Origin of the sequence: Mixta mediterraneensis, from assembly GCF_030283135.1 — a bacterium.
Lineage (GTDB): Bacteria > Pseudomonadota > Gammaproteobacteria > Enterobacterales > Enterobacteriaceae > Pantoea > Pantoea mediterraneensis.
The window spans coordinates 62,292-82,684 of the sequence record NZ_JASUAZ010000004.1 but is presented as its reverse complement, the minus strand read 5'-3'; the positions used below and the strand labels follow the sequence as shown (position 1 = coordinate 82,684).

Sequence of the window (20,393 nt, the reverse complement as noted above, 5' to 3'; positions counted from 1 at the left end):
CCTTGTCAGGGGATTAGCCAGGCACGATGACGTTACCACAACGCGGCCGGGCGCGTAATCCCGGCACCATTTGCAAGCCCGTCCGTGGGCGTGTTTCCAAATGGTCGACAGCTGGAGGCACAGCGGCGCATTCGTTTTTGTCTCCCGGAATATTTCTCACATCTGGATTTACCTATGAACGCAACACTACAACATGACGTTGTTCGCAGGCTCATTAATGACTTTGAATTTAAAGAGCGTGATAAATATTTGCAGCAGGGCGTTTGCCCCGCCTGCCATAAGCGCGAGTTATTCACCAGCATTGATAAACCCTGGGTGTTGAAATGTGGCCGTGAAAATAAATGCGGTCACCAGGTGATGGTCAAAGAGTTGTACCCGGACATTTTTGAGGACTGGTCAAAGCGGTACCAGGCCACACCGGAAACGCCTCACGCCGCCGCTGAGGCCTATTTGCGTGAAGCCAGGGGGCTGGACACCGAACACCTGAAAGACTGCTTCACCCAGGGAGCCTTTGCCAAAGACGGTATGGGGTCGGCTACGGTCAAATTTAAGCTGGCATGTGGTGCGACGTGGGAGCGCATCATTGACCAGCCGCAGCGGTTCGGCAAGCAAAAGGCCAACATCAGAGGCAGCTATGTCGGTCACTGGTGGGTACCGCCGTCTGTGGATCTGCTGGACGTTAAGGAAATCTGGATCACCGAAGGCATTTTTAATGCATTAAGCCTGTGTCAAGCAGGATTGCCCGCCGTCGCCACCCTGAGCAGCAACAATTACCCCTTGGCCGCGCTTGATTCGTTGGCCAAGGCATTGGGCGATAAGCCTCGCCCGCGGCTGGTATGGGCCTTTGATGGCGATAAGGCCGGTACCAAGCATACGCTGGCGTTTGCCGCCCGCAGTGATGCGTCGGGCTGGAAAACCCGTGCGGCCCAGCCGATAAAATCGACCGCAGGCCTGGACTGGAACGATTTGCTGATACGTGACCGGTTCAGTCAATCCGACATCAAAAATTATCGCTATTACGGCGATCTCCTGCTGGCAAAAAGCCCTACCGAAAAAGCCCTTCTTATGCATCAACATAATGAATGGCACTCGTTTTACTTTGAACACGCTTCCCGCATGTACTGGTTTGAGTTGGATCTCGATCGCTACATGCGGGCCTATGAGCGCATCACCAACACCGGCTCAGAGGTTGTCCAGGAATGGGAGGCCAAGGAAAGGGCTATCAAGGAGTCTGGCGGCGTTTCAGAGATAGCCAACTGCTGGCTGACGCCGCTGTATTTCCAGCGTTCTGAACCGACAGACGAATCCTGGTATTACGTGAAGGTCAACATGCCTAATCGGCCGCCGGTGAAAGACACTTTCACCGCCAATCAACTCACCAGTTCCGCCGAGTTTAAAAAGCGTCTGCTGCACATCGCCAAAGGCGCGGTTTACACCGGCAGCACCAAGCAACTGGACAAGTTTATCCAGATGCGACTACCGGAGATCAAAGAAGTGAAAACCCAGAATTTTATCGGTTATAACAAAGACTATTCGGCCTGGCTGTTTAACCGTGTGGCCGTCTGTGATGGGCGGTTGTATGAAATGAATGACGAGGATTACTTCGAGATCAACAGCGCCAGCGTCAAAAGCCTGAGCCTGACCCCATCGCTGGATCTAAACCCTCGCCTAGACCAGTTTACCACTGGCTGGGTTGACGACATCTGGACGGCATTCGGTGAAAAAGGCTATGCGGCGCTGGCATTCTGGCTAGGGTCATTGTTTGCCGAGCAAATCCGCGAGCGTGACAAATCCTTCCCATTTTTGGAAATCGTCGGCGAGCCGGGTACCGGTAAATCGACGCTGATTGAATTTCTGTGGAAACTCGCCGGCCGTGAAGAATATGAAGGGTTTGACCCGTCCAAATCGACCGCCGCCGCGCGTGGCCGTAATTTCGCCCAGGTCGGCAACCTGCCGGTGGTCTTAATCGAAGGTGACCGCACCACCGATAACGCCAAGCAACGCGCTTTTGATTGGGATGAACTCAAATCACTGTATAACGGCCGCGCCTCCCGGGCTGTGGGCATCAAATCGAACAACAATGAAACCTATGAGCCCCCGTTCCGGGGCAGTATTGTGATCGCCCAGAATGCCGATACTGACGGCAGCAAAGCGTTTCTGGAGCGTATCATTCACATCTACACCGACAAACGCGCCCAGTCGATTCATACCCGCCATGCTGCTGAACGCCTGGAGCAAATCCCCGTTGGTCAGGTGTCCGGTTTCACGTTGCTGGCCACGATGCGCGAAAAGGAAATCATGAAGGCCTTCGGCGCGGGGTACGAACGCGCACGCAACGAGTTGGAAGCACGGCCGGATATTCGACATATCCGCATCGCCAAAAATCACGCGCAACTGGTCGGACTGCTTGACGCGCTGGCGCTGGTTGTACCGATGCCGGTTGACCGGTTGGAACAAACGCGCGAGGCGATCACACGGCTTGCTGTGGAACGGTGCCAAGCATTGAAAAAGGATCACCCTATGGTTCAAGAGTTTTGGGAACTGTTTGATTACCTGGATGAACTCGCCTCACATGGCATTAATCATTCTTCGGATGAAAACGAAATTGCGGTGAACTTCAACCATATGGAGGAAGTGGCCGCCGCGCACCGGCAACGCATACCGTTCACGTTAACGGAAATTAAAAAGCTGCTGAAAAATGGCAATGAGCGCCGGTTTATCCGCCAAAGTACCATTCGCAGCGCCGTCAGTGAGCGTCATAATCGCGGTAAGGGAGAGATGCAACGAATGCCGGAAACATTCCGCTGCTGGGTATTTCGTCGGGAGAAATGAGAAGTGATAAAAAACCGCGTTTATCGCGGTTTTTTGTTATCTCGCCTGTGCCTGCAACAGGTCTAACGCTAATTGCCGTTCATCAGGTTTCAACCTTTCCAGCAACGCCTTGACCAGCTTGTTGCCGGTCAGCCCGCTGGGGCTGAGCGAGTGCGAGTAAGTCGCGTTAAATACGAAGGTGTGACCACACTCCACGTCTGAGCAGGCGCAATACAAATCGGCCAACTGCTTGTTCTTCCACTCCGTCTTTCGGATGATGGCCGGTGCATTACACTCCGGGCAATGAATTTTGAATATGCGCATATTTACCACCCCGCACGCCAGTGCCAACAATGGGGATGATTTTAGCGTAATTATGTTCATTTTTCGCCCTTATCTGCGTTGATTGTTGCGGTTTCAACATCAAATTTCAGGTGCAGGTGCGCCGGAATTTCTCGATCGGCATTAACGCCATTCATAAATTTGCGCTGGAGCGGGATCACCTCGTCCTTGCGGTAGGTTCCGCGGGCAGTTTCCGGGTTGCCCATGACCGCGCCATTGGTCGGAATAATCCCGCCGAGTCCCGCCGGGAAGCGGTGCGCGGTAAAAATATCCTGGGCGGTGATACCCTTGACGTTGGCAAACTCGTCCTTGGCGCTCATTTCACCGACCGAGATCAGCTTTAAGCCCTCCGGGGTACCGTTCGGGATATTGACGAACATGTTACGAAAGTTGCCCAGCCCTTTGGACTGTTCGATCTTTTCCTTGATTTCGGCCTCCACCTCGCTGGTGATGTTGGCGTCGTTGGCGTACAGGATAAAGCCCATATGGGCCCCGTTGTTGTAGTACCGGCGTCTGAAAATCGTCGCCTCACTGTTCAGCAGCACGGAATGGATGCCGCCGATATAATCCGGCAGCCCGTAAACCTGCTGGCGCGGGTCATACATTTTAAAAAAAATAATGTCGCGCCGGTCATAGACCAACGGCGGCCCCTCCTGCAACACCACAAAGTCGCCGTTCTTTCGGCAGCGCAGATACAGCGACGGCAGCGGCAACAGGTCGATCACCTCCCCAAACACGTTTCTGATTTTCAGGATGGCCACATCCCCGAACAGCAGGTAATCAAATGCCATCTGTTCGACCTGGTCGGTGGTCAGCCCCCCGCCCAGATAACCAGCCGCCACCATGTTGCGCCGATAGTAGAGTACGCCGCCGTGCTGGCCGTTGAGGTTCGGCAACTGCGCCAGCGCCAGGCGGTCGATGGGTAGCCGCCAATGGTCATATTCGTTGTCATACCAGATGTTGTGATAATCCGTGCCGGTCGTGAGGATCGGTTCCGGTTCGCCGAAGGTGATGACGCTGCCTTTGCCTGGCGTAAAGGTTTCCGGTTTAACCGCAGGGGTGCCTTTCCGGGCGGCGAACTGCTTACGGGGCTTGCGCTTTTTCGTTGTCATGCTGCTTTTCCAAAAGCCCAGATCGATGGGCGGTCATATTCGTGGTCGAGAGGTTCATTAATCACGGCGTGCGAGATAGCAAAGAAGACGTCTGCGTGGCCGGTGGCGTCCGAGCGTTCCGCGACAAAGGTCATGGCGTTGCCGCTGGCGGTGGTGGTTCGTCGGATGGCCATAAAGCTGGCGGCGATCTCCGCCCGCTCTTTGTTGGTTTCATCCATCGCGTCTTTGGCCCATTCGATGCGCTTGCGCTCGATAACGTCGATCATCTTCATCACCAGGCGGTTTTTGCTTTCCACGCTGTACAAAATGGCGTGCGCCTCACGTGGGGCGAACTTGTTCACTAGGTCAAAGACCCCCTTGCCGATGCCGGTTGTATCGATGCCGATATAGGTGATGTTAAATCGCCTCATCAGCTGTTTGACCTGCTCCGCCTGCCAACTGAAGTTAAGGCCCTGCCATTGGTAAATCGCCAGCACGCGGAAGCGCTCACCGTCAAAGACAGGCGGGGCGACGATAACGAAGGTGGAGTTATCACCCGAACGGGATGGGTCAAAGCCCGCCCACACCTCGCGGTTGCCGAATGGCCGCGCAGCGGTCGGGTCGTAGTCTCCCCAGGTGTTGGGGTCAACTTCGCAGGCGGCCAGGGTGGCAAACTTGAACACCGCATCTTTGCTGTCGACGAACTGGCACATGTACAGCATGGCGAACGCGGTCGGGTTGTATTTGTTGCGAAGACGCTCGATGTTGACCAGGGCCCCGAGCCCACCCTTGATCGCATCTTCCATGGTGATGACATAACGCCAGATACCATCCGGGCAGCGCTGGCCGGCGTCGCGCAGGGCGCTCTCTTTCGGGAATACCTCCGCCTTGCGTTTGGCGTCGTCCTCCTTCCATTCATCGCCCGTCCAGACCGTATATGCCTGGTGTGTTTTAGCGCTGGGTGTCGAAAAGTAGGTGGTACGAAATTTGTCATGCGTCGCCATCGCCGACGCGACTTCATGCAGTCGCGTGAATTTGGGGATCCAGAACACCTCATCACCGTAGAGATGGCCGTTAAAGCCCTGGGCGGTGCTGGCGTTGGTGGACAGGAAACGCAGAATTGCGCCATTGCTGAGGCGGATATTCTTGCCGGTCAGCGTCACGTCAAAATATTGCTGGGCGATCTGGACAATGTACTCGCGGAATATTTCCGACTGGGCGCGGGAGGCCGAGAAGAACACCTGATTGTCGCCGGTGGTCACGGCATCCTCGAAGGCTTCCCAGGCAAAATAGAAGGTCATGCCGACCTGGCGGCTTTTCAGGATAAAGCGCCAGTCCTCGTCCTTATGCTCTCGGCAATGCAGCTGGTAGTCGAACAGGTGTTCGTTCGCCCAGGCATCCAGCATGTCCGGGGTGATACCCGAGACGTCATTTTTTTTGTACTTGCGCTTGCGCCCGTCTCCGCTCGGGGTGCCGCCGCTGTCCTCGTCAAACACCATCGCGCTACGGGTCTGGATCTCGGCCATCTTCTCGGCGTGTTTGTTGCGCTGGACCCGCAGTTTGACGTCAGCGGCGATCAGGTCGCGCAGTTCTTCCAGTTCCAGCGCCGTTTTCTTCTCTTTATTGGAAAGCTGGTTGTAGCGCCGGGCGATGGCTGACTCTATCGATTCTGCCGGCAGCAGGTCGGCCCACTGGCCGACATCCGCCCAATGGTAGATTGTGCGCGGGGGGAGGTCTAACTCCTGCGCAATATCGCGGGGTGTCCAGCGCTTTAGATATAATGCGCGGGCCGCGTCTTTTATTTCATCTGAATATTTAGCCATGTCGTCATTATGACTGGGAAAAACAAACGGATTTATCATTAAATATCGGCAATAGGTGGATAAGCACCGATAACCGAATGCACCCGATATAAAGCGGGTGCGCCCGCCGGCGCAATTCGCAATACTTAATTTCACGTTCACACGCACACTTTATTACTGACTATTTAAGGTTTGTTATGCCGCAATCCAATTACCGCACTGATTGGCTATGCATTGCTACATCAGGCCAGGCTGTCGACGGTCGCGTCATTGAATCACAATGGCTGATTGATGCGGCACAGACATATTCCCGTAATACCTACACGGCCATGATTTGGCCACACCATCCGCAATTTGATTTAAGCGAACGAGAATTTACCTGCAATTTGGGCGAAGTCGACGCGCTGAAAACAGAAACGGAAGGTGATGTCGTCAAGCTGTACGCGCAACTTATCCCGAATCAATTTTTAATTGATGCCAACCGAATGGGGCAAAAGCTCTTTACGTCAGCAGAGTTTATTTCTGATTTTGCCGGCAGCGGCAAAGAGTATTTGTTCGGGCTGGCTGTTACCGATATTCCCGCCAGTCTCGGCACCGAGAAAATGAAGTTTATTTTAGCCGGTGAGGAAAAAGATGCCGAACGCGGCAGTTTGGAAACCTTCAGCCTAGGGAAATTAAAGGTTAACAAGGCTGAAAAGAAAGAACCGTCTTTCTGGGGGCGTTTATTTACGCCTCGCAAAGACTTTACGCCAACACCAGCCCCCAATACTGACACTAACCAGCCCAATGAGGGCGAGGACGAGAAGATGGATGAATTAAAAGCCCTCTTGCAACAAATGCTCCAAATGCTCAGTGAGATGAGCGACGCCGCCAGCGGCGACTCACCGGACACGAACACGCCGGAAGTGGCCGCGGAAGAAGTGGCCACCATTGCGGAAGACATCGCCGACGCCGCTGACGAGGTCGCCGAACTGGCCCAGGAAGTCGCCGATAACCTGGAAGATGAAGTCAAGGCGGAAGAATTCAGCGCAGCGAAAGCCAAGTTGCTAAAAGCTATGAAGGGCTTTACCGCGACGCCGGCAAAATCTTCGCGTCGTGGCAAGCGCCGCCAGTTCAGTGTGCAAAAACGGAAGGTCGGCAATGGCGATCAGCTTACGGCGCTTAACACCACGCTGAACACCTTCATGGCCAAGCTGTCCGCACTGGAGAACGGTGGCACCCAGCGGCCAAACCAGGCACCGGGCGGCAGTAACAAGCCGTTTGAGTTTGTCTGACCTACCCGTTTATTAGGTCTGATCTGCTCGTTTATTAGGAAATCGACACTATGCAATTAACACCTAAAGCTGAAGCGCTGCTGCGTAAATACGCTGCCGGCCTGGCGAAAGCCAACGGCGCGATGGATACGTCCCGCTTCTTCTCCCTGACGCCGCCGAAAGAAACCGTGCTGCGCAATGCACTGCTGCAAGAGTCGGAATTCTTGCGCTTGGTCAACGTGATGGACGTCAGCCAGACGGTCGGCCAGGTAGTCAGCACCGGTAAACCCGGCATCTACACCGGCCGCAAGAAAGAGGGGCGTTTCTCTCGTCCGCTGGGTGTGGGCGGTAATGAGTTCAAGCTGTACGAAACGGATTCCGGCTCTTATCTGCCGTATGACCTGCTGGTCATTTGGGCCAATTCGGGCAGCGAGGACGAGTTCTTCCAGCGCATCCAGGCGTTTAGCAATGAGTCCTTTGCCCTGGATATGCTCCGCGTGGCCTTCAACGGTGTGAAAGCGGCGGACGACACCGACCCGGAGAAGAACCCGAACGGTGAAGACGTCAATATCGGCTGGCATCAGATTGTGAAAGAGCGCTCCAAGGAGCAGGTCATCACCGGCAATGTCACTATCGGCGGCGCAAAAGCGGACTTTGTCGGCCTCGATGCGGCGGTGACTGACATCATTCACACCTGTATTTACGAGCCGTTACGCAACGACCCGCGCCTGGTGGTGCTGGTTGCCGCCGACCTTATCGGTGCTGACGCCACCACCATGATGAACAAGGTTGACCGTCCGACCGAGAAAGTGGCCGCACAGCTGATTAACCGCGAGATTGCAGGCCGTAAAGCCTACACCCCGCCGTTTATGCCGGATGGGCGCTTGATCGTCACCACCCTGGATAACCTGCACATCTACACCCAGGGCGGCACCCGCAAGCGCAAGGCGGAGTGGAACGACGACCGCAAACGCTTTGAAAACAACTATCTGCGTATGGAAGGCTACGCCGTCGAACATGACGAATTGTATGCCGCCTACGACAAAATCACCCTGGCACACGACGAGCCGGCACCGCAGCCGTCAGTTGGTGGAGGCGCATAACCATGGCCATGTCCCCCTGTCAACGCCACCGGGCACGCATTATGGCGGCCAAGGCGCTGGATAACCGCGAGGTGCTCACTGCATCACCGGTCAGCTTCCATCTGCAAAAGCTTGAACTGGAAGCCGATGTCGAGCGCTTGCGCTCGTTGCCTATGACGGCCGACCGCATCGACATGAAGCGTGACGAGCTTTTGCCGCGCTGGCTGCCGACCGTGGAAGCCTACCTGGCCGGCGACAAGCGCTACATGAACCCGGCGCTGGTCTACTGCATCATTTGGTTGTTTGACACGGGGGAAATGGAACGGGCGCTCGACTGGGCAGATATTGCCATCAGCGAGGGCCAGACCATGCCGGAAAACTTCAAAAGCACGATGCCGGCGTTTGTCGCCGACACCGTTCTGGCATGGGCCACCGATGAGGCCGCCGCAGGGCACAGCATTGAACCGTACTTTAGCCGGACGTTTAACAACATCCGTGACAAATGGCGGTTGCATGAAGACATCAACGCCAAATGGTTCAAGTTCGCCGGGTTATACCTGTTGCGTGACGAGAACGGAGCACCCCGCGCCACCGCGGTGGAGGATGTCAGCGTGCTGGAGCAAGCCGACGCGCTGCTGGCCCAGGCTGAGAAGTTCAACAAAAATGCTGGCGTCAAGACCATGCGCACGAAGCTCGCCGCACGCATCAACGGTCTGACGGCGGAATAACGACTACCGCACGGCGGGGCGGGCGCGGTGGAGGCAGAAAACTCGCAAGGTTTTCTAAGGCCGTGGAAATCGTTAGCCCGCTTCTCTTTTTGCATTGGGGTATGAACCGATGAATGGGCCAAGTTTCAGCATCAGCGGGCGACCGATTGACTATCAGCAGGACGTCATTGCCAACGGTGAGCCGTTCTGGCCGGATTTGAACCTGGGCGAATTCCAGAAGTCGCGCACGTTACCGGCCGACCTGCCGGCAGAAACCGCAGGCATTGCGGTACTGGCGGCCATTGCAGAGGTCAACGCCACCTGCGCGTCTGTAGTCAGCTACTGGGCGGCTAAAGGCCATGCCAGGGCGGCAGACGTGCCCGGGGCCAGGATGAATGATGAAACCCAACTGACGGCGCAATACAAAAAGGCCGTCTACGCTAGGGCGAAAGCCGACCTTCTGGGGGAGTTCGCCACCATTGGCCGGCGTGAATCGCATCCAGGCCAGGAGAGCAACGAGACCCGCGCCATTCTGCTGGCCGAGGCGGCGATGGTCATGCGCAACATGCTGCGCCTGCCGCGCGTTGGGGTGCATCTGATATGACTGAACTGGAAAGCCTGACGGCGTTCATCACGGCCAATATGCCACCCCGCGCCATGCAAATGTTTCTGCCCACGATGGATAATTGCGAAATTATCCGCAGTGCCAAGGGGTTAGGGCTGGGACAAAGGCGCATTGGTGTATTGCGTTATGACGCTGTGCTGTCGTGGGACGACTTCCCCTATCGGGAATGTTCGCCGGGCCTGGTGTATGCGCTGGTGCTGACCTGGCTGTCGGAGCACGCCAACGCCTTGAATGACGAGTTGAAACTCCCTGACCCCACGGTTGACCCGGAATACGATGATGAAGGGTCGTGCATCCTCCAGGTGGTGGTCGCGGTTGCGGATGAAATCATCCTCAAGCCCAGCGGCACCGGCGCGGTGCCCTCGAAGGGGCAGCGCTGGGATGTGGTCTACCCCGAGGTCTGGACGGCCGAAGATGTCGAGTTTTTCACTCGTCACGGTAATGCACAGTGATCCGCGGCGAACTGGATAACAGGCAGCTTAGCCAACTGCGCACCGCCCTGGCCGCCGCCGACCTGCCGGCGAAGAAGCGCCAACGGCTGCTGTGGCGTATCGCCAAGCTGGGTATCGTTGTGGCGGCCAAGCGTCACCAGCGCGAGCAAACCGCGCCGGACGGCACACCATGGGCACCCCGAAAGCGGGGTAAAGGCAAGATGTTGAAGGGATTGCCCAAGCTGCTGGCGGTGAGGGAAATGCCGGAGATCCAAGGGATAAGGATTTACCTCAAGGGCGGCAACTACCGCAATGGCACAAAACCCATCGCGGCCGGTCTGGTGGGGGCCGTACAGCAGGAGGGGGCCAGCATCACCATGAAAGCCAGCCAGGCCCCGCGCAAGCCGCAGGCCAATCGTCCCGCCTTACCGCGGCAGGCCAAGCGATTGCGGGCCCTGGGGTACAAGATCCGCCAGGGTAAACGTTGGGTGAAGCCATCCAGCAAAAAAATCATGGAAACCATGAGTATGGCGCAGGCTGGATTGGTTATCAGAAAATTACGCGCCGCGCCACCGAAGCGCGTCTGGACGATTGATTTACCCGGTCGTGCATTCCTAGGCGTGAGCAATGATGAATTTAACAAAATACTTGCACGGCAGTTACAGGCGATCGGCTTCGGCTGGGACGTCTCCGCGCAGGACATCAGGGGGTAAAAATGACATGGCCAAACGTCAACGTCAGTCAGATTAACCGCTATAACGGCACCACGAAGGACGTCGAACGCGTCATTTTGTTTGTCGGCTATGGCAAAACCAACGCCGGCAAAACCCTGGCGTTGAACACCGGCAGCAACCTGGACACGGCGCTGGGCTCTGCCGATAGCCTGTTAAAAAGTCTGGTTGCAGCGGCCAGCAACAACGCCGGACAAAACTGGTTTGCTTATGCGCATGTGCTCCCCGAGCCGGCTAAAGGGACTGACGTCAAGCCGGATGAGGACTGGATGAACGCGGTTAAATTGGCGCAGAACGTCGCCTCAGTGGAAGGCGTCGTCCTGGCTTTTGATACCGATAGCGCCGCCACCATCAACCGCGCTACGGAAATGCGTGAAACCCTGAAAGCCAGCTTCGGCCGGTTCGTGTGGTTCGCGCTTGCGGTCGGCGGCCCAAACAAGGACGAGGACTGGGCGACCTATACCGCCCGGCTGGCCGCGCTTCAGGACAAAATCGCCTCCCCGGGTGTGCAACTGGTGCCCCGACTGTGGGGGAACGAACCGGGCGTGTTGGCGGGGCGTTTGTGCAACCGCTCGGTGACCATTGCCGACAGCCCGGCCCGCGTGGCTACCGGCACAGTCACGGCATTGGGTAACGACCACCTGCCGGTCGATGGCACCGGCGCTGAGATTGATCTCGCCGTGTTGCAGGCGCTGGAGACCAAACGTTTCAGCGTGCCGATGTGGTACCACGATTTTGACGGTATCTACTGGTCTGACGGCCGCACCCTGGACGCCGAGGGTGGCGATTACCAGACCATAGAAAATGTACGCATCGTGGATAAAGCCTCGCGCCAGGTGCGCCTGCGGGCTATCCCGAAGATTGCCGACCGTTCGCTGAACAGCACCCCGGGCAGCATCGCCGCCCATGTCACCTACTTCGGCAAGCCATTGCGCGAGATGTCGAAAGCCGTGCAGATCAATGGGGTCGAGTACCCGGGGGAAGTGAAGCCGCCCAAAGACGGTGACATTGCCATCCAGTGGGCCAGCACCGTTAAAGTGCAGATTTTTATTGTGGTGCGACCGTATGAAAGTGCGAAAGAAATCGCCGTCAGCATCGAACTTGACACCTCACTGGAGAGCTAACCATGGGTGAACGTATTAGCGGCGGTTCGTTCGACGTGAACTATGACAGTGTCATGATCCACGTCGAGAACGCCACGGTGACCATCACCGACAACAGCGCCGCGGTGCAAACGCGCGGCGTGCCAAACGGGCACGTCAAAGGCTCCGTCAGTGCTGACGTCGAAATTGAAGTCGATGCGCTCAACTTCAAGAAATTCACGGCGGTAGCCCGTGCAGCCGGCTCCTGGCGCGGCATTGCCGCGAAAGATTTTCTGTTCTACGCCAACGCTGGCGATGAAGAAGAAAAAATCGAGGTGTTCGGCTGCGTGCCGACGCTGTCCGACCTGGTCAATATCAGCCCGAGCGAAGCCAGCAAAACCACTAAGAAAATCAAATTCATGGTCACCAGCCCTGATTTTGTGGCTATTGATGGCGTGCCGTATTTGTCCGCGCGTGACACCCGCGACCTGAAAGGATGATGCCATGCCGAATGGTGAAACAAGCCTGTTTGCCAAGCTGGTGTTGATTGGGGCTCTGATTGGAGCCGGTCAACTGCTGGTTGGCCAGGAGAAGATCACCGCCCGGCTGTTTATCGGGCGGGTGATTTTGGGGTCGGCCGTGGCACTGGTATCCGGCGTCGCGCTGATCCAGGTGGGTGACATCCCCGAGTTGGCCATGATCGGCATTGCCTGCATGTTGGGCATTGCCGGCCACACGGCCGTTGAAGCCGCCGTCCAGCGCTGGCTTAAAAGCAAGAAGGATAAGACCTCATGACATTGAGCCAAAAGCAACAACAGTTTACGCACATGATTGGCCAACTGATCGCCTGGGCTGGGGCGAACGGCTACGCGCTGACCTTCGGCGAAGCCTATCGCACTCCTGACCAGGCCAAACTGAATGCCCAGTCCGGCAAGGGGATCGCCAACAGCCTGCACACCCAACGTCTGGCGGTGGATTTTAATTTGTTTATCGATGGCCAATACCAGACGCAGACCGAAGCCTATTTGCCGCTGGGCGAATATTGGGAAAGCCTCGGCGGTAGCTGGGGCGGACGCTTCAAGAGCAGGCCGGACGGTAATCACTTCAGCCTTGGACATAACGGGGTGCGGTGATGCGGGCGGCATGGGGGCAACTGATTATCCTGGTCGCCGTGTTTTACATCGGCTGGACAGCGCACGGCTGGCACACTGCCAAGCTGGCGCTGGCCGCGAATGAGTCCGCCGAGCTAACCCGCCAGGTGGTCACGGAGTTAACCCGCCAGTCGGGGGAAGCGTTAGAGAAGAAACTCGCGGAGTTAAAAGCCAATGAAACCCACACCGAACGGGTTATTCGCACTGAGGTGGTCAAGCCGGTATTCAGTCATGTTTGCGCTACTGATGACTATGTCCGGTTGTTCAACGAGAACGCCGATCGTGCCGAGCGAACCCTTTCAGGAAAATCAGTTGACCCTGTGCCCGACAAACCTGCCGCGTCTGGCGGGAACAACCGGCGCTGATTTTGACGCGGCACTGACCGCGTACATGCAGCTGTATACCGCCTGTGCGGTGAGACACAACGCCCTGGTGGGCATTATTCGACAACGTAAGGATTTACCGCAATGAGCGAAACAAAAAGCAAAACCATCACCCTGACCGTGGCCGGCGTTGACCTGGCGTTCAGCCCGAATAAAACCGCCTTTAACGCGCTGATCAACGAGATGACCCTGACCAACAAGGTGGCACCAATGGTCACCTACCTGGGCCGTATCGTTGAAGCCGATTCAAAAGCGGCACTCGGCAAACTGCTGGATGACTATCCCGGCGTCGAGATGCAGCTAACCGAGAAGATCAACGCGATTTATTCGCCTCACCTTGAGATTGAAATAAAAAACTGACGGCGCGGTTGGCAGCCATACGCGCCAATCCGCTGGAGCAATACCTCGCACTGCGCCGGTATTACCTGCCAGGGGAGGACGACAGCGAGGAAAGCCTCGCCCGCGCCCTGTGGCTGGATGAATATTTCGCCCAGACAAAAGCCTATAAAACTGCTGAGGGCATCGCCATTGCCCTGAATGGAAAATGACATGCGCCATTTGGATTTTACCTTGAGCCTAATCGACAAGCTGACGCGCCCGCTGAAACAGGCGCAGGCGTCGGTAACCGGTTTCGCCGAAAAATCGCAGGCGTCATTTACCCGCATCGGTATTGGCGCGGGAGCAGTGTGGGCCGTGGCGCGGTCTATTCAGGGCGTGTTAGGGCCGGCTACAGAAATGAAAGACGCGCTGGCCGAACTGGATGCCAAAGGCGTGGCCGAAGACACGTTGAACCGGCTGTCCAACCAGGCGCTGAAATTCTCCATGCGCTACGGCAAAAGCGCCGTCGACGTGGTGAATTCAAGCTACGCGATGAAGGGGGCGATGATCGGCCTGGCAGACCAGGATTTGCCGCGCGTCACCCTGGCCGCCAACACCCTGGCCACCGCAGTGAAAGCCAGCGGTGAGGAAGCCGGGGAATACATGGGGGCAATGGCCGCTCGCTTTAACCGCGAACTGTCCAACCTGGGACATGTGGACTTTGCCGAGGCGTTGGCCGGCAAGACGGCCTATATGGTGCAAAACTTCGGCGTCAAAATGCAGACCATGCAGGAATTGATGGAAGGCACCAAGAACGCCGGGGCTGACTTTGGGGTCAGCATGAACGAACAGTTCGCCGTGCTGGGTGAGCTATATCGCACCATGGGCACCGAGTCCAGCGGCATTTACGAGCAGTTCCTGCGCAGTGCGCCGGCCGCGGCCCAGAAGCTGGGCATGAGCTTTGTCGACGCCACCGGCAAGATGTTGCCGATGGGCGATATTCTGCAAAAAATCCAGGCCAGATACGGCAAGAACATCGAAGGCAACGTCAAGGCGCAACAGGCACTTGATGCAGCATTTGGCGGCGGTGCCGATGTGATTAAAAAACTGCTGGGCCGCCAGGATGCATTGAATAAAAGCATCACCGAATTGGGACGCAATGACGGCATGAAGCGAGCACAGGAAATGGCCGAGAAGATGGCCAAGCCCTGGGAGCGCATCACCGCGACCTGGTACGCCATGCGGGCGGCGATCGGTAACACCCTGCTGCCGGTGATCACCCCGCTGATTAATCGCGTCGCCGACGTCGGTGCCACCTTCGCCCGCTGGTTAGAAATGTTTCCCAACATTGCCCGCTGGCTCGGCTACATCACCCTGGGCGTGCTCTCCTTTGGCCTGGTTGGGGCATCAACCAACATCATCATGGGGATATTTGGTTTCACCATGGTGGGACTCAAGGGGATCGCCAAGGCCCTGGGTGGGGCCTGGAAAATCTTAATCTGGACGCTGAACCTGCTGCGGCCGTCGCTGCTGACGACCCGTATCGGTTTGGCCGCGCTGTGGGTGCAATCCAAACTCCTGGCATTGTGGACGGGCATTTGTCGCGTAGCGCTGTTTGCCTGGAACGCGGTGTTAAAAGCAGGGGCGATTGCCATGCGGGTGTATGGCGTAGCGACAATGTTCGCCGGCGCGGCCATGCAACTACTGACCAGCCCGATCACCCTTATCATTGCCGCGCTGGCGCTGCTTGCGGTCGGTATCTGGTATGTGGTCAGTCACTGGGATGAACTTAAGACCGCCATCATGAACACCGCGGCGTTCAAGTGGGTCATGGAAACCGCTGCACAAGTTGGCCAGGTATTTGACGATGTCTGGAAGTCCATTTCCCTAGGCTGGGATATGGTGGTCGCCTTCTTCATGGGACTGTCGCCGGTCGCGGCATTTGAAGGATTTGGGGAGAAGATCGGCAACATCTTCCGCTCTCTGTTTGACAGCCTGAAAAACGCCTTTGCCGGGACTTACAACTGGATAGCGGAAAAGCTGAACAAGATCCCCGGCGTCAATATCGACCTCAAACCCACCGCCGAGGCAATACCGCAGCCCGCTGCCCCCCAACTGACGGGGCAATCGCTACTGAGCGGTAACAGCGTCGGCGCAGTGGTGCCGCAGGGCGGTCTGATGCGCCAGGTTAAGTCCGACAGCAAAACTACCGTCGACAATCGCCGCAGCATTGGCGAAGTGAACTTCGTCATGCCCAACGGCATGACGCCGGGCCAACTGGCCGAATGGCAGGAGATGAACGCCGGATGAGTACCGAACCGCTCTACATCGACCTGTTGATAACCCAGGGCGACTTCACCCTGGACAGTGGGCAAGAGCCGCTACGCTGCAACAACCGGCAGAGCATTGGGCAGGACATCGTTCACAGCATTGTCGAAAGTGGCATTACGGCCCGTCTAATTGGCGAACGCAGCCCAACGATGCGCGGTGACGTGATCACCCAGTTGATCTTGCTGGTTGAGAGCGATGAACGGTTAGTGCCCGGCACGATTGTGATCACCGAAGAATCGCTGTCGCGCCTTTACATTACGGCTGAAACCTACGATTTCGGCCCTATCAGTACGGGAATTGATTATGAGTGAAAAGCCGACCGTCGATTTTGAGCAAGTGCTCAAAGGCAGTGGAATGCCGACCACCGAAGACGAGATCACCGCCGAGTTTAAGGCGCTCGTCCAGGCTGAGGGCTATATCACAAACACGTCGCGCATGTCGCCGTTCTGGCGGCTGATCACCAAGATAGTCAGCACGCCGGTGCTGTGGCTGAAGGACGTACTCGTCCAGGTCGTGCTGACCAACATGTTTGTGGCAACCGCGGGCGGGGCCATGCTTCGCCTACTCGCCTGGGCGGTCAATATTGAGGCAAAACCCGCCAGTGCTGCCCTCGGCGTGCTGCGCTTTTACAAGACTACCGCCGCCAACGCGGTGACCGTTACCGCGGGCACGCTGGTGCAAACCGAGCGCATCAACGGCGTGGTGTATGTGCTGAAGGTCACCGAAGACACGCTGCTGCCCGCCGGGGACGAGAACGGCCTGGTGCCGGTTATCGCTACCGGTACCGGCAGCGGCTACAACCTGGCACCCGGCTATTACCGCATCCTGCCGGTTGCCGTGAACGGTATCGCCAGCGTGGTGAATGAGGAAGATTGGTTGACGACGCCGGGGGCCGATGAAGAAACAGACGACGAACTGCGCGACCGGGCCCGCAATCAATTCAACCTGGTAGGGAAGTACCACACCGATGCGGTTTACCGCAGCATGATCGCCAGCCGGATAGGGCTGAGCGTTGACCGCATTTTCTTCAAGCATGATGCCCCGCGGGGGCCAGGGACGGCTAACGCCTACTTGCTGCTCGACAGTGGCGAGTTATCCCAGCCGTTTGTTGATGCCGTCAATGACTACATCAACACCCAGGGTCACCACGGCCACGGTGACGACATGCAGTGTTTTGCACTGCCGGAGACCCGGCACGACCTTGCGGTTACCGTGTATGTTCCCAGCAAAGAGAACATGACGCGCGAGGCACTGGCCGAACTGGAAGCCGGCGTCACCCACTTGATCCGCTGCGCCTTTAGGGAGAATGCCACCTACCCGGTGAAGAAGACCTGGCCCTATGCGCGTTTTTCCATGTCGAATCTGGGCCGGGAGCTGCATAAAACGTTTCCTGCGATTGATTCGCTGGCATTCTCGCTGCCGGACATCGTCAGTGATCTGTCGGTGCCGCGGCTGAACAGCCTGAAGGTGGTGATCGCCAATGATTGATTTTGACCGCCTGCTGCGCGGCCTGCGCTTGCCTTCCTGGATGGACAGCGGCGAACCGGCCAAATTGCTTCGCGCCAGCCGCCAGTTCTGGACGAAGGTCAACGCCTGGGTGCAATGGCCACTCCAACAGTTTGACCCGCTGACCTGTGCCGAACCACTGCTCAACCTGCTGGCGTATGAGCGCGACATCACCCGCTTTGACGGTGAACCGCTCGCCCTGTACCGCAAGCGCGTCGCGTATGCGTTTATCAACGCCCAGGATTCGGGGGAGGTCGCAGGGTTTATCGCCATCTTCGAACGCCTGGGGATCGGCTACGTCGAATTGCTGGAGCGTCAGGAGGGGATCGACTGGGACGTGATCATCGGGCGGGTGACCGACAGCCAAGTCGCCGAGAACAGCGACCTGTTGCTGGAGATCATCCGCAAGTACGGGCGCACCTGCCGGCGCTATCAGTTTGAGGTGATCACCGCGCTCGGTATGCATCTGCGTGCCGGCTGGTACCAGGGCGAATACATTTGTTACCCGGTGAGCCTGGGTGACGTGAAAACAGAATACAGCGCGACCTATAGCGCACGTTTGTAGGGGTGAGAAATGTCACAGACCGTTATTACGAAAGCCTTTGTTGAGTGGAAAGCAAAGCAGGCCATCGACAACCAGCCGGTGGTGCTGGACGAGTTTATTTTTGCCTACATCCCCGGTCTTGACGTCAACAAGCCGATCGCTAACACCGAAGGGCTCCCCGCCGCCGACAAGATTGTGCATCGCCAGGCGGTCGGCAAGGCCGGCGTCGTCAACCTGAACGCGGTGGTGTACTCGGTGACGATGGGGGCCGAGGTCGGTGATTTTGATTTCAACTGGATAGGGCTTGTCAATAAAGCCAGCGGCACGTTGGCGTCAATTATTCACGCCCCGACCCAGCGCAAGGTCAAAAACGCCAATGGCCAACAGGGCAATGTGCTGACCCGGTCGGTGCTGATGGAATTCAACGGCGCACAGACTGAAACACGCATCAACGTCCCCGCCGAGACCTGGCAGATTGACTTTACCGCTCGCCTCGCCGGCATGGATGAAGCTGCGCGGCTGGCCAACCTGGATATTTACGGCGCGGGCGCGTTCTTTGAGTCGGGCTTTTTGGTGGCAAAAACGGGTAATCAGTATTTTGTTACCCAGGGGCTGGGCTACATCGGCGGGCTGCGTGCGGCGTTGGCAAACAACCAGAATATTACCCTGAGCGCGAAGCCGACCAAGGTCTGGGCCGATGTGTGCTATCACGGCACGGTCACCAGCACCTACCGGACGGAAATCAAAATCACCGTCGCCGGCAACCTGGCGAACTACACAGAGAACGGCATCGCGCACTACGTGTTTGCCCTAGCGAGCATTGACGCGGCCGGAGTGATCACCGATTTACGCCCAAAAGGTTCACGCGGTGAACAGCAGGCCAACAGTGACTTTTTGCGTAAAGACGACAACCTGGCCGCATTGAAAGATAAGGCCAAAAGCCGGGGTAGTTTGGGGCTGGGAACGGCAGCCACGCGCAATGTCGGTACCGGCAGCGGCAATGTGATGGAAATGGGCACTGCTGGCTTGGGTGTTGGCCCTATAGCTAAGACCGACGCTTACAGCAATATTGCGCAGTTTTACCGTGTAAATGCGTCTGCTGCTAATAAGCCTCCGGCGGTTTCAGGGAACGTATCAGCTGGTGTTGTATGCTTGCCTATGGATGCCGCACCATCCTCAGGCTACGTTGCTGTTGTTGGTGGAAATATGGCGGCGTATGTCGGCATTTCTCAAGCAGAGGCTAACGGGATTACCTGGGCGAGAATTTATACCGATAAGTTTAAACCTACTGCTGCCGATATAAACGCTGTTGCTAAGACTGGCGATAGAATGAGCGGCCCGTTAGGCACTACGTATGCTGATTCTTATCGTATTGTTTCCGGGAAATATGGCTCGTTCTGGCGCAATGACGGTAATGCAACATACTTTATGCTCACCAATGCAGATGACCAATGGGGAGCATATAACAGCTTGCGTCCATTCGGTGTTAACAATGCTACTGGCGCGGTAACGTTAGGCACTCAAATAACGTTTGAACACGCTGAATATGTTCGCAAGCTAGGTATAAATACATATCAATCCAATGGTGTGACTTATAACCAAACGAACGGCTTCCATCTTCAGGGGAGTGGCGACAATTACGCGCAAATCTACTTTCTTGAAACCGTTGGCCAATATACCGCGCTGCGCTTTCGAGTGCGCGGTGGTGGGGAGGATGGCTGGCCTGAGTTTCGAAGCAATGGTTCTGTGTACTTAGGTGGGCGCTGGCCCGCGATTATCAACTCTGCCGGCACCACGTGGCATCCTGATGGGAATGTTGAAGGTCCGCAATGGGGTGGGTATCTCAGTAACTGGTTGAACAATCAATTCACTGCCCGCGATAACAACATCAATACGCGCGCCACTTGGGATTACGTTAATAGCCGTTCGGCTGTCGCCGGTGGTCGTGGTGGTTGGTGGTATAAGGACGAAGTCACCGGGTTGATATTCCAGGGGGGCACCGTCACACGCGGCGGGGATGTTACCTGGGTAGGATTTCCACGCGGTTACCAACGCGAATGCTTCGGTGTACAGATGACACTGTTCCACCGTTGGGGAACAAGCCAGGCCAACGTCGAAGCACGCGATGCGCAGAATGGCGGCTTTAACGCCGTGATGTTTGAACAAGAGCACCAGTGTTACTGGTGGGCGGTGGGGGTATAAC

22 protein-coding genes are annotated in these 20,393 nt (G+C 56.8%); 19 read left to right on the top strand and 3 right to left on the bottom strand.

Annotated elements, in window-relative coordinates; all coding sequences use genetic code 11:
- Positions 1-174 precede the first annotated feature (174 nt).
- A complete protein-coding gene (locus tag QRY16_RS04590; RefSeq protein ID WP_289775818.1) occupies positions 175-2,832 on the top strand; it encodes a toprim domain-containing protein in 2,658 nt (885 codons plus the stop codon).
- 36 nt (positions 2,833-2,868) lie between these two features.
- On the opposite strand, the gene QRY16_RS04585 is transcribed toward QRY16_RS04590, so the two are convergent.
- The 3 genes from QRY16_RS04585 to QRY16_RS04575 are packed head-to-tail and all read right to left on the bottom strand — an operon-like array spanning position 2,869 to position 6,067.
- Positions 2,869-3,135: an Ogr/Delta-like zinc finger protein gene (locus QRY16_RS04585; protein ID WP_289775817.1), complete on the bottom strand. Its 267-nt coding sequence runs from the start codon at positions 3,133-3,135 to the stop codon at positions 2,869-2,871.
- A 56-nt stretch (positions 3,136-3,191) separates the two neighbouring features.
- A complete protein-coding gene (locus QRY16_RS04580) occupies positions 3,192-4,265 on the bottom strand; it encodes a phage portal protein (RefSeq protein WP_288446443.1) in 1,074 nt (357 codons plus the stop codon).
- Complete coding sequence (locus QRY16_RS04575) at positions 4,262-6,067, bottom strand: terminase large subunit domain-containing protein (RefSeq protein WP_289775816.1); 1,806 nt, start codon at positions 6,065-6,067, stop codon at positions 4,262-4,264. Before QRY16_RS04575 ends, QRY16_RS04580 begins: the two co-directional genes overlap by 4 nt.
- A gap of 176 nt (positions 6,068-6,243) precedes the next feature.
- Here QRY16_RS04575 and QRY16_RS04570 point away from each other — a divergent pair, with 176 nt between their 5' ends.
- The 18 genes from QRY16_RS04570 to QRY16_RS04480 all read left to right on the top strand — a co-directional run bounded on the left by QRY16_RS04570 (position 6,244) and on the right by QRY16_RS04480 (position 20,392).
- The gene (locus QRY16_RS04570; RefSeq protein WP_289775815.1) at positions 6,244-7,320 is read left to right on the top strand and encodes a GPO family capsid scaffolding protein; all 1,077 of its coding nucleotides are present in this window, start codon (positions 6,244-6,246) and stop codon (positions 7,318-7,320) included.
- A gap of 50 nt (positions 7,321-7,370) precedes the next feature.
- A complete protein-coding gene (locus QRY16_RS04565) occupies positions 7,371-8,402 on the top strand; it encodes a phage major capsid protein, P2 family (RefSeq protein ID WP_289775814.1) in 1,032 nt (343 codons plus the stop codon).
- A gap of 2 nt (positions 8,403-8,404) precedes the next feature.
- Complete coding sequence (gpM, locus tag QRY16_RS04560) at positions 8,405-9,109, top strand: phage terminase small subunit (protein WP_289775813.1); 705 nt, start codon at positions 8,405-8,407, stop codon at positions 9,107-9,109.
- A 109-nt stretch (positions 9,110-9,218) separates the two neighbouring features.
- The gene (locus QRY16_RS04555; RefSeq protein WP_289775812.1) at positions 9,219-9,692 is read left to right on the top strand and encodes a head completion/stabilization protein; all 474 of its coding nucleotides are present in this window, start codon (positions 9,219-9,221) and stop codon (positions 9,690-9,692) included.
- Positions 9,689-10,165, top strand: a complete 477-nt coding sequence (locus QRY16_RS04550; RefSeq protein WP_289775811.1) for a phage tail protein — start codon at positions 9,689-9,691, stop codon at positions 10,163-10,165. The genes QRY16_RS04555 and QRY16_RS04550 overlap by 4 nt, the downstream gene beginning before the upstream one ends.
- Positions 10,162-10,857: a hypothetical protein gene (locus QRY16_RS04545; protein WP_289775810.1), complete on the top strand. Its 696-nt coding sequence runs from the start codon at positions 10,162-10,164 to the stop codon at positions 10,855-10,857. Before QRY16_RS04550 ends, QRY16_RS04545 begins: the two co-directional genes overlap by 4 nt.
- A 2-nt stretch (positions 10,858-10,859) precedes the next feature.
- Positions 10,860-11,999 (top strand): DUF2586 domain-containing protein, encoded by a 1,140-nt coding sequence (locus QRY16_RS04540; protein ID WP_289775809.1) that lies wholly within the window; start codon positions 10,860-10,862, stop codon positions 11,997-11,999.
- A gap of 2 nt (positions 12,000-12,001) precedes the next feature.
- The gene (locus QRY16_RS04535) at positions 12,002-12,457 is read left to right on the top strand and encodes a phage protein (protein WP_289775808.1); all 456 of its coding nucleotides are present in this window, start codon (positions 12,002-12,004) and stop codon (positions 12,455-12,457) included.
- A gap of 4 nt (positions 12,458-12,461) precedes the next feature.
- A complete protein-coding gene (locus QRY16_RS04530) occupies positions 12,462-12,752 on the top strand; it encodes a phage holin family protein (RefSeq protein ID WP_289775807.1) in 291 nt (96 codons plus the stop codon).
- The gene (locus QRY16_RS04525) at positions 12,749-13,090 is read left to right on the top strand and encodes a M15 family metallopeptidase (RefSeq protein WP_289775806.1); all 342 of its coding nucleotides are present in this window, start codon (positions 12,749-12,751) and stop codon (positions 13,088-13,090) included. Before QRY16_RS04530 ends, QRY16_RS04525 begins: the two co-directional genes overlap by 4 nt.
- Positions 13,090-13,473, top strand: a complete 384-nt coding sequence (locus tag QRY16_RS04520; protein WP_289775805.1) for a hypothetical protein — start codon at positions 13,090-13,092, stop codon at positions 13,471-13,473. The genes QRY16_RS04525 and QRY16_RS04520 overlap by 1 nt, the downstream gene beginning before the upstream one ends.
- Before the next feature lie 102 nt (positions 13,474-13,575).
- On the top strand, positions 13,576-13,851 hold the full coding sequence (locus QRY16_RS04510; RefSeq protein ID WP_289775804.1) for a putative phage tail assembly chaperone: 276 nt from the start codon (positions 13,576-13,578) through the stop codon (positions 13,849-13,851).
- An 8-nt stretch (positions 13,852-13,859) separates the two neighbouring features.
- A complete protein-coding gene (locus tag QRY16_RS04505) occupies positions 13,860-14,039 on the top strand; it encodes a DUF6890 family protein (RefSeq protein ID WP_288446544.1) in 180 nt (59 codons plus the stop codon).
- A 1-nt stretch (position 14,040) separates the two neighbouring features.
- Complete coding sequence (locus QRY16_RS04500; protein ID WP_289775803.1) at positions 14,041-16,119, top strand: phage tail tape measure protein; 2,079 nt, start codon at positions 14,041-14,043, stop codon at positions 16,117-16,119.
- On the top strand, positions 16,116-16,451 hold the full coding sequence (locus QRY16_RS04495) for a DUF2590 family protein (RefSeq protein ID WP_288446404.1): 336 nt from the start codon (positions 16,116-16,118) through the stop codon (positions 16,449-16,451). Before QRY16_RS04500 ends, QRY16_RS04495 begins: the two co-directional genes overlap by 4 nt.
- Complete coding sequence (locus tag QRY16_RS04490; RefSeq protein ID WP_289775802.1) at positions 16,444-17,628, top strand: baseplate J/gp47 family protein; 1,185 nt, start codon at positions 16,444-16,446, stop codon at positions 17,626-17,628. Before QRY16_RS04495 ends, QRY16_RS04490 begins: the two co-directional genes overlap by 8 nt.
- The gene (locus QRY16_RS04485) at positions 17,621-18,211 is read left to right on the top strand and encodes a phage tail protein (RefSeq protein ID WP_289775801.1); all 591 of its coding nucleotides are present in this window, start codon (positions 17,621-17,623) and stop codon (positions 18,209-18,211) included. Before QRY16_RS04490 ends, QRY16_RS04485 begins: the two co-directional genes overlap by 8 nt.
- Before the next feature lie 9 nt (positions 18,212-18,220).
- A complete protein-coding gene (locus QRY16_RS04480; RefSeq protein ID WP_289775800.1) occupies positions 18,221-20,392 on the top strand; it encodes a phage tail-collar fiber domain-containing protein in 2,172 nt (723 codons plus the stop codon).
- Position 20,393: the final 1 nt, after the last annotated feature.